Origin of the sequence: Chiayiivirga flava, assembly GCF_014202825.1 — a bacterium.
Classification (GTDB): domain Bacteria; phylum Pseudomonadota; class Gammaproteobacteria; order Xanthomonadales; family Xanthomonadaceae; genus Chiayiivirga; species Chiayiivirga flava.
Genome location: NZ_JACHHP010000002.1, coordinates 81,301 through 93,391, shown reverse-complemented (window position 1 = coordinate 93,391; position 12,091 = coordinate 81,301). Strand labels below are relative to the sequence as shown.

General features: G+C 68.7%; 9 protein-coding genes. 4 read left to right on the top strand and 5 right to left on the bottom strand.

Going from position 1 to position 12,091, the window contains the following annotated elements:
- Positions 1-21 precede the first annotated feature (21 nt).
- The gene (locus tag HNQ52_RS04990) at positions 22-933 is read right to left on the bottom strand and encodes an LpxL/LpxP family acyltransferase (protein ID WP_183960029.1); all 912 of its coding nucleotides are present in this window, start codon (positions 931-933) and stop codon (positions 22-24) included.
- A gap of 235 nt (positions 934-1,168) precedes the next feature.
- Between HNQ52_RS04990 and dtd the strand changes: the two genes are divergently transcribed.
- The 4 genes from dtd (at position 1,169) to HNQ52_RS04970 (ending at position 6,281) form a co-directional block, all read left to right on the top strand.
- Positions 1,169-1,606, top strand: a complete 438-nt coding sequence (dtd, locus tag HNQ52_RS04985) for a D-aminoacyl-tRNA deacylase (protein ID WP_183960028.1) — start codon at positions 1,169-1,171, stop codon at positions 1,604-1,606.
- 217 nt (positions 1,607-1,823) lie between these two features.
- Positions 1,824-3,680, top strand: coding sequence for an RNA polymerase sigma factor RpoD (gene rpoD, locus HNQ52_RS04980; protein WP_183960027.1), 1,857 nt, complete (start codon positions 1,824-1,826; stop codon positions 3,678-3,680).
- Positions 3,681-4,090: 410 nt separating this feature from the next.
- Complete coding sequence (locus HNQ52_RS04975) at positions 4,091-5,146, top strand: cyclic nucleotide-binding domain-containing protein (protein WP_183960026.1); 1,056 nt, start codon at positions 4,091-4,093, stop codon at positions 5,144-5,146.
- Between the two features lie 490 nt (positions 5,147-5,636).
- Positions 5,637-6,281, top strand: coding sequence for a DUF2238 domain-containing protein (locus tag HNQ52_RS04970; protein ID WP_183960025.1), 645 nt, complete (start codon positions 5,637-5,639; stop codon positions 6,279-6,281).
- 7 nt (positions 6,282-6,288) lie between these two features.
- Here the strand turns inward: HNQ52_RS04970 and HNQ52_RS04965 are convergent, their stop codons facing one another.
- The 4 genes from HNQ52_RS04965 to HNQ52_RS04950 all read right to left on the bottom strand — a co-directional run bounded on the left by HNQ52_RS04965 (position 6,289) and on the right by HNQ52_RS04950 (position 11,808).
- The gene (locus tag HNQ52_RS04965) at positions 6,289-6,930 is read right to left on the bottom strand and encodes a tetratricopeptide repeat protein (RefSeq protein ID WP_183960024.1); all 642 of its coding nucleotides are present in this window, start codon (positions 6,928-6,930) and stop codon (positions 6,289-6,291) included.
- Between the two features lie 347 nt (positions 6,931-7,277).
- The gene (locus tag HNQ52_RS04960; RefSeq protein ID WP_183960023.1) at positions 7,278-8,144 is read right to left on the bottom strand and encodes an XdhC family protein; all 867 of its coding nucleotides are present in this window, start codon (positions 8,142-8,144) and stop codon (positions 7,278-7,280) included.
- 8 nt (positions 8,145-8,152) lie between these two features.
- Positions 8,153-10,444 carry a xanthine dehydrogenase molybdopterin binding subunit gene (gene xdhB, locus HNQ52_RS04955; RefSeq protein ID WP_183960022.1) on the bottom strand — a complete coding sequence of 764 codons (2,292 nt, stop codon included), beginning with the start codon at positions 10,442-10,444 and terminating at the stop codon, positions 8,153-8,155.
- Complete coding sequence (locus HNQ52_RS04950; RefSeq protein ID WP_183960021.1) at positions 10,441-11,808, bottom strand: xanthine dehydrogenase small subunit; 1,368 nt, start codon at positions 11,806-11,808, stop codon at positions 10,441-10,443. Before HNQ52_RS04950 ends, xdhB begins: the two co-directional genes overlap by 4 nt.
- Positions 11,809-12,091: the final 283 nt, after the last annotated feature.

Below are 12,091 nucleotides of genomic sequence, written 5' to 3'. Positions count from 1 at the left end.
GCGGGCGGTGGGCCGGATCGCTCAATAGGGATTGGGCTCGGATGCGGCGCCGTCGCGCGGCGGCGGGCGCATCGTGAAGCGCTTGTAGCTCCACTGGTACTGCGCCGGCGCCTCGCGCACGCAGGCTTCCACGCCCGCATTAAGGGCGGCCACGCCGCGCGTGGCGTCCTCGGCGTCGATGCCGGGCGGCGCGCCGCGCAGGCACACGCGGAAGCCGCCGTCCGGCAATCGTCGCGCATAGGCGAACAGGACGATCGCACCGGTCTTGTGCGCGAGCCGCGACAGCAGCGTCATCGTCAGTGCCTGGACGCCGAAGAACGGCGCAAATTCGCCATCGCCGCGCTTGGGCTGCTGGTCGGGCAGGATGCCGACGCAGCCGCCGTCCTTCAGCACGCGGAACAATTGCCGCACGCCGGCGGCCTCGGCCCGCACCTGGGTCACGTTGGCGTGCCCGCGCGCGCGCCGCAGAAGCGCCTCCATCCATGCGCTGCGCGGCGGGCGGTAGACGATGGCGATCGGCGTGCGCTGCGCCAGCCACTGGTTCAGCAGCTCCCAGTTGCCAAGATGCGGCGCCGCCACGATCACGCCGCGGCCGGAGGCCAGCGCCGCCTCGAACAGCGCGCCGCCGTCGACCTCGCGCACCAGGCGCAGGTTGTGGCCCGCCGGCCGCGTCCAGCAGCGCGCGGTTTCAACCAGCGTGCGGCCGGTTTCGCGCAGGCTCGCGCGCAGCAGCGCATCGCGCTCTGCATCGCTGAGCTGCGGATGGCACAGCTCGAGGTTGCGACGGCTCACGCGGGCTTCGCGCAGCCCCAACACCCGCGCGGCGCTGCCGATGCCGGCACCAAGCGCGTGCGCGACGCGCGGCGGCAGGCGGCCGATCAGCCAGAGCAGGGCGTAGAGGAGGCGGGCGGGGAGGGTGAAGCGGTCTTGCATCGAGGCAGTTTAGTCGGTTGGGTGCGGGGTGACCCCCTTCCGCCTGCCGGCACCTTCCCCCGCAACCGGGAGAAGGATTGCTTCGCTAGGCGATAGTGAAATCCCGAACGGTCGACATACCACATGCGCCAAACGAAGCATCCCTTCTCCCGCTTGCGGGGGAAGGTGGCGGCAGCCGGAAGGGGGCATCCGCCCACCCGTTGACCCCTCAAGACCACACCCCCACGATCCGCCCATGATCGCCCTCATCCAGCGCGTCACCCGCGCCAGCGTCAGCGTCGACACCCAACCCGTCGGCAGCATCGGCGCCGGCCTGCTGGCCTTCGTCGCCGTGCAGCCGGACGACGGCGAAGCGCAGACCGTCCGCATGCTCGATCGCCTGCTCGGCTACCGCGTGTTCGCCGACGACCGGGGCCGGATGAACCGCTCCCTGACCGACACCGGCGGCGGCCTGCTGCTCGTCAGCCAGTTCACCCTCGCCGCCGACACGACGCGCGGCATGCGCCCGAGCTTCACCGCCGCCGCGGACCCGGAGCACGGACGCCACTGGTTCGACCGACTCGTGAGCCTGGCCCGCGCCCGGCACGCGACGGTTGAAACCGGGCGCTTCGGTGCGCATATGGTGGTCGACCTGCAGAACGACGGCCCGGTGACGTTCTGGCTCACGGCCTGACACCTCTGCGGTGGAACCCCGGCACCGCCAACGGGTCGAAATGACCGGAAAACGACCCGAACGGGGTCCGTTTCACGTTTATTCAGTTTGAAGCGTCCGTTTCGCGCGCGCCGCGGCCGGCGCGCCCCCAGCTCCGAACGCCCCGAATGGCGCGATGGTGGCCCAGCCGCTATACTGTCGCGTTCTCTCCCCGCTCCACGAAGCAGTCAGGCCCCGCATGGCGATTGAAAAGCAAGAGCAGCAGTCGGAAATCAAGCAGCTCATCATCAAGGGTCGCGAGCAAGGCTACCTGACCTACGCCGAAGTCAACGACCACCTGCCGGACGACATCGTCGATCCCGAGCAGATCGAAGACATCATCGGCATGATCAACGACATGGGCATCGAGGTGCATGAGGTTGCGCCGGATGCCGAGACGTTGCTGCTGTCCGATGCCGCGCCCGCGGCGAGCAACGACGACGAGACCGCCACCGAGGAGGCCGTCGCCGCGCTGAGCGCGCTCGACTCCGAGGCCGGCCGCACCACCGACCCCGTGCGCATGTACATGCGCGAAATGGGCACCGTCGAACTGCTCACGCGCGAAGGCGAGATCGCCATCGCCAAGCGCATCGAGGAAGGCCTCAACCAGGTCCAGTCCGCGCTCGCGAGCTTCCCGTGGTCGGTGCAGCTGCTGCTGGAAGAATACGACCAGCACGTCGAGGGCAAGAAGCGCCTGTCCGAAGTGGTGCAGGGCTTCACCGACGTCGAGGAGCCCGAGCCCTTCAACGCCGCGGCGGTGCCCGATGCGGATGCCGATGTCGAGGTGGAAGCCGAAGTCGAGGACACCGGCGACGGCGAGGAGGAGACCACGGTCGACACCGGCCCGGATCCGGCCGAAGTCGCGCGCCGCATGCAGAACCTGAAGTCCTTCTACGAGAAATTCCGCAAGGCGCATGAAAAAGGCGGGCCGGCGGACAAGAAGGTCATCAAGATCCGCGAGGAGATGGCGACCGAATTCCTGCGGCTGAAGCTGCCGGCCATCCAGATCGACTCGCTGGTGCGCAAGCTGCGCGAAGTGGTCAATGCCGTGCGCGGCCACGAGCGCGTGATCATGGACCTGTGCATTCGCCTGGCTAAGATGCCGCGCAAGGATTTCGTGCGCGCGTTCCCCGGCCACGAGACCGACAGCGGCTGGGCGGACGAGATGATCCGCCGCAAGCAGAAGTGGGCCTCGGGCCTGCGCGAGCACCGCGACGAGGTCATGGCCGAGCAGGACAAGCTGGTCTCGATCGAGGGCGCGCTGTTCCTGTCCTTGCCCGACATCAAGGACATCAACCGCACCATGGCGATCGGTGAAGCCAAGGCGCGCAAGGCGAAGAAGGAAATGGTCGAGGCCAACCTGCGCCTCGTGATCTCCATCGCCAAGAAATACACCAACCGCGGCCTGCAGTTCCTCGACCTGATCCAGGAAGGCAACATCGGCCTGATGAAGGCGGTGGACAAGTTCGAGTACCGTCGCGGCTACAAGTTCAGCACCTACGCGACGTGGTGGATCCGCCAGGCCATCACCCGCTCGATCGCCGACCAGGCGCGCACCATCCGCATCCCGGTGCACATGATCGAGACGATCAACAAGCTCAACCGCATCAGCCGCCAGATGCTGCAGGAAATGGGTCGCGAACCCACGCCCGAAGAGCTGGCGAAGAAGATGGAAATGCCGGAAGACAAGATCCGCAAGGTCATGAAGATCGCGAAGGAACCGATCTCCATGGAGACGCCCATTGGCGACGACGAGGACTCGCACCTCGGCGACTTCATCGAGGACACGAACGTCGAGTCCCCGATGGAAACCGCCACCGTCACGGGTCTTTCGGAAACCGTGCGCGACGTGCTTGCCGGCCTGACGCCGCGGGAAGCGAAGGTGCTGCGCATGCGCTTCGGCATCGACATGAACACCGACCACACGCTGGAAGAGGTCGGCAAGCAGTTCGACGTGACGCGCGAGCGCATCCGCCAGATCGAGGCCAAGGCGCTGCGCAAGCTGCGCCACCCGACGCGCTCGGAGCAGCTGCGCAGCTTCCTCGATATCGAGTGAGGTTGTCGGCAACGTTCGATGCAATGGGAAAGGCGGCTTCGGCCGCCTTTTTCTTGTCCGGACACAAGAGCGCGATCCACGCTCCGCGCGAGCAGCCACAACCGATGTGCCGCACGCTCCCATCGTCGTCCCGGCGAACGCCGGGACCCAGCGACGTTGCTCGGTTTGCGCCTGGCGAGGAAAGGCAACGTCACCGGCTGCCGGCCTTCGCCGGCACGACGTTGGTGGATGTCGCCGGTAACATGCTGCGGATGCAAGCTGCAGCGCATGCCCAAATGCATCGCGACGCCGCCACGCACCGCACCGCACCGCACCGCACCGCACCGCACCGCACCGCACCGACACCCGCACCCTTGCGCCACCGCGCGCCAGGACTACACTTGCGCGACATTTCAGGGGACAACCGCCGCATGCCTTTCGACACCAACGATCTGGCCAAGCTCTACCCGCTCGAAACGCTGCGTCCGGAAACGCGCGAACAGCTCGCGGGCGAAGCCGCGCTGTCCGAGTACCTCAAGGGCGAGGTGCTGTTCCGCACCGGCGACATCGACAGCGACACGCTCTACCTGCTCGAAGGCGAGGTTTCCGGCGAGTATCCGGACGGCAAGGTCAAGAACATCGCCGCAAGCTCGCTGCAGGGCCGCTACCCGCTCGGCGATTCGCAGCCGCGCCGTTTCACCGCCACGGTGGTTTCGCCGAGTGCGCGCGTGATCCGGCTGGACCGCCGCTACACCGAGAAGGTGATCGCGTGGGACCAGCTCAGCCGCGCCGAGAACTTCAACCACTTCGATCCGACCCCCGACGGCAACCGCTGGGTGTTCCGCCTGCTGCAGAGCCGCGCCTTCCACAAGATGCCGACCGGCAACATCGAGCGCATGTTCCAGCGCTTCGAGGAGACCGAAGCGCGTGCCGGCCAGGTGGTGATCCGCGAAGGCGATGCCGCGGATTATTTCTACGTGGTGAAGGAAGGCGCCGCGTCGGTGTCCAAGCACCTGGACGGCGTCGAGTCGGTGGTCGCGTACCTGGTGCGCGGCGACTGCTTCGGCGAGGACGCGCTGCTGTCCAACACGACGCGCAACGCGACCGTGAAGATGATGCAGGACGGCCGCCTGATGCGCCTGGGCAAGAAGGCGTTCGAGGACGTGCTCAAGCCGCCGGTGGTCGAGTGGCTCACCGCCGGCCAGGCTTCCCTGCTCGCACGCGAAGGCGCCACCGTCATCGACGTGCGCATGCCGGCCGAACATGACCAGCGCGCGATCAAGGGCTCGATCAATATCCCGCTGTACCGCCTGCGCGAGGACGCCACGCAGCAGTTCGCGCGCGGCGGCAAGTTCATCGTGTACTGCAACACCGGCGAGCGCAGCTCGGCCGCAGCGTTCATCCTGACCAAGCTCGGCTTCGATGCGTACGCGTTGCAGGGCGGGTTGATGGGAATGCTGCGGCAGCAGGAGCGGGCAGGGGGCTGACGTCTCCGGTCAGCGGAATGCGGTTGCCGCCGCCTCGCGTCATCCTAGGAAGTGGCGCTATCCGCCGGCACGCGGCCCGCGGCAGCCGCCTCCCTTCTCCCGCGGGGAGACGATATCGGGCCCATGCGTAGCGACGCTGCGAACGGGCGGACGCCGGGTCTTGCAATGTGTATTCCCGAGGTTGATCCAGGCGGCGAAGCGCTGCATCGCGGCGGTGTCGAGCACCACGGCGACCGGGTTGCCGAAACCGGCGCGTCGGTGAAGACGTCGATGTGGTGGAGTGGGTGCATGGGAGACTGCAGAGTGGAGAGGCGTGAGAAACGGGGCGACGTGGCAGGGACGATAACGCGTTCGTCGATGGAGCGCGCCAGGTGAGTCCCTCGAATGTCCGGTCCCCGAGACGCGGGCGCAGCCGCGCTGCGACTCGATTCTCGCTCCTCTCCACTCTCCACTCGCCCTATGCTTCACCCCTCCGCCCCGAGCACCCGCCATGGACGAACTCCGCCGCCGCGCCCCGGCCGTCACCACCACGCGCACCGAATCGATCGCGCTGTTGCTGATCGTGGGCGCGGTGCTGCTGTGGTCGGCGATCGCGCCCAGCGACCGGCTCACCTGGTTCATGGAGGTGATCTGGGTGCTGGCCGCGATTCCGCTGCTCATCGCCACGCGCGGGCGTTTTCCGCTCACGCGCCTGCTGGCGTGGCTGATCGCGATCCACTGCGTGATCCTGATCTACGGCGGCAAGTACACCTATTCGCAGACACCGCTCGGCGACTGGGTCGCGGCGGCATGGGATCTTTCGCGCAACCACTACGACCGTCTCGGTCACCTTGCGCAAGGATTCATTCCCGCCATCCTCGCGCGCGAGTTGCTGCTGCGCTGCACGCCGCTGCGGCCCGGCGGCTGGCTGTTCTATCTGGTGTGCGCCGCGTGCCTGAGCTTCAGCGCGTTCTTCGAATTCATCGAGTGGTGGGCCGCGCTCGTCATGGGCGGCGAGGCCGATGCCTATCTCGCCACGCAGGGCGATGTGTGGGACACGCAGTGGGACATGTTCCTGGCGCTGTGCGGCGCCGTCCTCGCGCAACTGATGCTGGAGCGCGTGCACGATCGCCAGCTCGGCATCGCGCGCGACTGAGGGAGGGTCAGCCGGTGCCGTCGCGCCGGTTGCGCCAGGCCGCCTGCACCGCTTCGATGGCGAGTTTCTCGTTCGCGCCCCACGCACGCGTGGCTTCGGCCACGCCGGCGGCATCGCCCCAGCGGTCCGGATCGCTGTCGACGGCGGCCTGGTAGTACTCGATCGCGCGCTCGCTGTGGCCGGTGAGCCACAGGCCGATGGCGAAGGTGGTCGGCACCCAGCTCGGGTGGCCACCGTGCAGCTGCGCGGCGGTCTGCCAGTGTTCGAGCGCACCGGCGTTGTCGGCGCTGGCGAACAGCGCCCACCCGAGGTTCCAGTGCGCGTGGCGCAGCGGCAGGCTGCCCTCGGGCGCGCTGCGGATGGCATCGTTGAACGCCTGCAGCGCACGCGGGCGGCTGCCGCGCTCGAACTGCATCCACGCATCGAGCACGCGTGCCGGCACGTTGTCCGGGTTGGTGCGGAGCACCTGGTCGAGCTGCCGGCGCGCGTTGCGGTCCTGCGGATCGAGCAGCGCCGGTCGCACCGCCGCCGGGTCGCCGTCGGCGTAGATGCCTTCCGGCGGCGGAACGATGTCCTGCGCATGTGTCAGCGCTGCCAACACGAGCAGCGCCGCACCCAGCATCCAGCGTGAAATTCCGGTGTGTCGCATCAGCATGTTTCTCCCTTTCCCGCACGAGCCGCGCTCTCCACGCGACCGCGCCTCCGATGCTCTTGCGGACACCGGCACGCTCCCGAAGTTCAGGCCCGCCATCGAGGCGGGCTGCACCCGCCACCCTAGCAGCTTCCGCCGCCGGTTCGAATCGCGGCGAGCGTGCGCCGTTCCTTCTCCCGCGCAGCGGGGGAAGGTGCCGAAGGCGGAAGGGGGCGCGAGCGAAGCGAGTGCTCTGGCGGTGGTGGCGTTTGCATCGGCTGCAAAAAGCGGAACCCCCTTCCGCCCTCCGGGCACCTTCCCCCGCTACGCGGGAGAAGGGAAGCAACTGCAGACAGTTTCGATTGTCAGGCAGTTGCGTAACGCCGGGCGATGAGCTCGGCAAGGATGCTGACCGCGATTTCGTGCGGTGTGTGGGCGCCGATCGCAAGGCCCACCGGGGCATGCAGGCGTTCGAGCACCGCCGCGTCCGGCGGGAATGCGGCGCGTACTTCGGCAATGCGTTTGCGGCTTCCCATCATGCCCAGGTATGCGGTGGTCCGATGCTGCAGCACACGCAGCGTGGCAACGTCGCCTGCATAGTCGCGGTTGAGCAGCACCGCATAGATGTCACGACGGGTGTCGAATGCCGCGTCGAGGGCGTCGAAGCCACCATGCAGCGTGCGCGCGCCGGGAAACTGGCCGGCGCCGAAGCAGTCGGGGCGCGGGTCGAACACGCACAGGTCGAAGTCCAGATGGCGTGCAAGGTCGTGCAGCGCGAGCGAGCAGTGGCCGCCGCCGACGATCAGCAAACGCGGGTTAGGCAACACCAGCGCGTCGCCGCCGCCGAGGTCCGCCGCGGCGAGCGACACCGGCTGGCCGGCGGCGAGTTGCGCGGCGATGTCGGCGGCGCGGACATGATCGGCAGCGTCGTGCCAGCGGCGCAACACGATCTGCATCGCGCCGCCGCAGACGCCGGCGGCGCCGGGCTTGCCGGTCAGGTCGATGGCAAGGTCGGCGCGGTCCTGGTTGCCGCGCAGCAGTTGACGCGCGGCGTCGATGACGCGCGCTTCGGCCGCGCCGCCGCCGACACTGAATTCGGTGTCGGTCGCCGTCACGAGCATGCGACTGCCCGCCTTGCGCGGCGTGGCGCCACGCGTGCTGCGCACGCTCGCAAGAACGACGGCGCCATCGGACAGGCGCTGCGCGAGACGGCAGAAGAGACGTTCGTCCACGACGATGCTCAGCGCGCGCGTACCGCGTCGATCGCCGTCAGCAGCGCCTCGGGCGTGGACGGGCACGCCAGCGCCACGGCGCGTGCATCGCCGAACGCGGCCACGGCGTCGCGCAGCGCTTCGCGCACACTGAGCGCCAGCATCAGCGGCGGTTCGCCGACGCCCTTGCTGCCGAAGATCACGTTGGTGCTCGGCGCGTCGCTGCGGCGGAACAGCGCGACGTGGAACGCGTGCGGCACGTCGCCGAGCGTCGGGATCTTGTACGTGCTCGGTGCATCGGTGAGCAGCTTTCCCTTCGCGTTCCAGCGCAGCTCTTCGCACGTCAGCCAGCCCAAGCCCTGCACGAAGCCGCCCTCGATCTGGCCGCGGTCGATGTGCTCCGCAATGGACTCGCCCACGTCGTGCAGCAGGTCCACGCGCAGCAACCGGTGTACGCCGGTGTAGCCGCACAGCTCCACCTCGCTCACCGCCGCGCCGTACGCGAAGTAGTAGAACGGATGGCCCTGGCCCGCGGCCGGATCCCAGTGGATGACCGGCGTGCGGTAGTAGCCGGTGGCCGACAGCGACACGCGCTCGTGGTAGGCGACGCCGACGACCTCCTCGAACGACAGACGCCGCTCCGACGCGCTGCCGAGGAACACGCCATCGTCGGCGAACACGACATCGCCGACCGCGCCCTGCAGCAGTGTCGCGGCCACCGGCGCGAGGCGCGCGAGCAAGGTGTCGCATGCGGCCTTCACCGCCTGGCCATTGAGATCCGAGCCGCTGCTCGCGGCCGTCGCCGAGGTGTTCGGCACTTTGTCGGTGCTGGTGGCCATCAGCTGGATGCGTTCGCGCGATACGCCGAGCGTGCGGCGCGCGACTTCGATCATCTTGGTGTGCAGCCCCTGGCCCATCTCGGTGCCGCCGTGATTGAGCTGGATGCTGCCGTCGGCATAGATGTGCACCAGTGCCCCGGCCTGGTTGTATTCGGTCTTGTTGAACGAGATGCCGAATTTCACCGGTGTGATCGCGATGCCGCGCTTGGCGTGCGGGTGCGCGGCATTGAAGTCTGTCGCAGCGTCGCGCCGTGCGGCGAACCCGCTGTCGTGCAGCAACTGCGCCCACAGTTGCGGCAGATGGTTGTCGACCACCGGCTGACCGTAATGCGTGGTGTTGCGGTCCGGAACCTGCGCGGGGCGATAGAAATTCCGCTCGCGTACCGCGTGCGCCGGCAGGCGCAGATGGCGCGCGACGCGATCGAGGATTTCCTCGCCCACCACCATGCCCTGCGGCCCGCCGAAACCGCGGAACGCGGTGTTCGATGCCAGATGCGTCTTCGCAATGCGACCGACGATCTCGACATGTGGAACGAAATACGCGTTGTCGATGTGCACCATCGTGCGCATCAGCACCGGCGGCGAGAGATCGCTGCTCCAGCCGCCGTCGGCGACCAGATCGACCGCGATCGCATGCAGCAGGCCGTTGTCGTCGAACCCCGCGCGGTAGCGCGCAAAAAACGGATGGCGCTTGCCGGTCATCTGCATGTCGAGCTGGCGTTGCAGCTTGATCCGCACCGGCTGGCGCGTGATCCAGGTGGCCAGTGCGGCGATGGCGGCGTAGGGATTGGCCTGCGTTTCCTTGCCGCCGAAACCGCCGCCCATGCGCAGGCAGCGGCACAACACGCGGTGCGCATGGATGCCGAGCACGTGCGCGACGATGGCCTGTGTCTCGCTCGGATGTTGCGTGGACGCGACGATCTGCAGCAGGCCGTCGGCATCGAGCGCGGTCCAGCTCGCCTGCGTTTCGAGATAGAAGTGGTCCTGGCCGCCGATGTGCAGCTCGCCGTCGATGCGGTGCGGCGCGTCGGCCAGCGCTTTCGCCGCATCGCCGCGCGCCACGCGCGTGGCCGGCATGTGGAAGGCGTCGTCGGCGATGGCGTCGGCGATGCTCAGCCGTGCGGGGAGGGGCTCGTAGTGCACCTGCACTGCGGCGGCGGCGGCGCGGGCGTGGGCCTCGTCGACCGCGATCACCCACGCCACGGCCTGGCCGTGGAACTCGACCGTGTCGACGGGAATCAGCGGTTCGTCGTGCTTGATCGGCCCGGTGTTGTTCTCGCCGGGAATGTCGCTGGCGACGAGCACGCCGCGCACGCCCGGCATGGCGCGCGCGGCGGACGTGTCGACGATGCGGAAGCGCGCATGCGCGTGCGGCGCCTGTACCGGCCACAGGCTCAGCATGCCAGCCGGTTCGTGTTGCTCGTCGGTGTAGATGGCGCGGCCGGTGACGTGGCCGACGGCGCTCTCGTGCCGCAGGCTCATGCGAAGTGCTCCGCGACGAATCTGCGGAACAGGTTGCCGCACAGCTGCCTGCGGTAGCCGGCGCTGGCGCGGTGGTCGTCGAGCGGTGCGAATTCCGCGTCTAGCGCGCTGGCGACGCGGTCGACGGTGGCGTCGTCGAGCACGGCGCCGGCGAGCAGCGATTCGGCGCGCGTCGCGCGTTTCGGGATCGCGGCGACACCACCGTAGGCCAGACGCGCGGTGTCCACGCGCCCGGCGTCGTCGCAGGCGACGACGAAGGCGGCCGCGACGATGCTGATATCGTCGGTCTGGCGCTTGGCGACCTTGTAGCTGGCGCTGGTTCCTCGCGGCCGCGGAATCGTCACCGCCACGATGAGCTCGTTGTCGGCGCGCGCGGTCTTGCGGTAGTCGAGGAAGAAGTCCGCAGCCGCGATGTCGCGCGCACCGTCCGGCCCGACGAAGTGCACGACCGCCTCGTGTGCCAGCAGCAGCGGCAGCAGGTCGCCGATCGGCGAGGCGCTGCCGAGGTTGCCGCCGAGCGTGGCGCGGTTGCGCACCTGGCGCGCCGCGAACCACGGCAGCATCTGCCCGAACGCGGGCAACACGTCGCCGAGTGTGTGCTCCAGGCGCGAGAGCGGCACGCCGGCGCCGATGCACACCCGGTCGGCATCGATATCGAGCCGCTGCAGTGCCGCGATGCGATCGAGCGCGATGAACGCCGATGCGACGGGCCGCCAGTGACTGAGATCGACGCCCAGATCGGTTGCGCCCGCGATCCACACCGCATCGGGGTGCCGCGCCTTGAGCGCCAGCGCATCGGCCACGGACACGGGACTGTGGAACTGCGCCAGCGTCGCGCCTGACAGCGCATCACGCGGCGCGGCTGCACGCCGCGAAAAGCCGTCCGCCGCGCCGGGGTTCGCGGCAAGTGCCTCGGTGGCCGCGCGAATCGGCCGGTAGCCGGTGCAGCGGCACAGGTTGCCTTCGGTGGTGTGATCGCCGAGCTCGCCGCCGTGGTAACCGGCGAACAGGCTCATGACGAACCCGGGCGTGCAGTAGCCGCACTGCGATCCCGCGCACTCGACCAGCGCCGCCTGCACCGGATGCAGTGCGTCGCCATCGGCCAGCGCCTCCACGGTCAGCACCTCGCGGCCGGGCAGCAGGCCCATCGGCAGCAGGCAGCTGTTGATCGCCCGGTACGCGCCCGCCCCGTGGCCGTCCGGTTCGAGCAGCGCCACGGTGCATGCGCCGCAGTCGCCGTCGGCGCAGCCTTCCTTGGTGCCGGTCAGGCGCGCGCGTCGCAGCCAGCGCAGCAGCGATTCGGTTGGATCGGCGCCGTCGAGCGCGGTGGGGTTGCCGTTGAGGATGAAGGTGGTCGGAGTCATCGTCGGCAAGAGTACGCGAGAGCGGGGAATTTTCCTTCTTCCGGCAGAGGAGGCACGCAGGCACTGGATTTCGCCGCAAGCCATCCAGCTCGCGTTCCTTCTCCCCGCGGGAGAAGGTAGCGGCAGGCGGATGAGGGCGCCACCTCGCAGGCCTGCTCGACGCTGGACGCAAGCGCATTCCAAAGGCGCACTCCGAAGCGCGTCGATCGGGACCGACAGGCCTCGCAGACGCATCTCGTGGCTCCCTCATCCGCCTGCCGCTACCTTCTCCCGACGGGAGAAG

Coding starts and splice junctions, on each gene's coding strand:
- dtd (WP_183960028.1), top strand. CDS start 1,169: ATGATCGCCCTCATCCAGCGCGTCACCCGCGCCAGCGTCAGCGTCGAC.
- xdhB (WP_183960022.1), bottom strand. CDS start 10,444: ATGAGCCTGCGGCACGAGAGCGCCGTCGGCCACGTCACCGGCCGCGCC.
- HNQ52_RS04950 (WP_183960021.1), bottom strand. CDS start 11,808: ATGACTCCGACCACCTTCATCCTCAACGGCAACCCCACCGCGCTCGAC.
- HNQ52_RS04990 (WP_183960029.1), bottom strand. CDS start 933: ATGCAAGACCGCTTCACCCTCCCCGCCCGCCTCCTCTACGCCCTGCTC.
- HNQ52_RS04970 (WP_183960025.1), top strand. CDS start 5,637: ATGGACGAACTCCGCCGCCGCGCCCCGGCCGTCACCACCACGCGCACC.
- rpoD (WP_183960027.1), top strand. CDS start 1,824: ATGGCGATTGAAAAGCAAGAGCAGCAGTCGGAAATCAAGCAGCTCATC.
- HNQ52_RS04975 (WP_183960026.1), top strand. CDS start 4,091: ATGCCTTTCGACACCAACGATCTGGCCAAGCTCTACCCGCTCGAAACG.
- HNQ52_RS04965 (WP_183960024.1), bottom strand. CDS start 6,930: ATGCGACACACCGGAATTTCACGCTGGATGCTGGGTGCGGCGCTGCTC.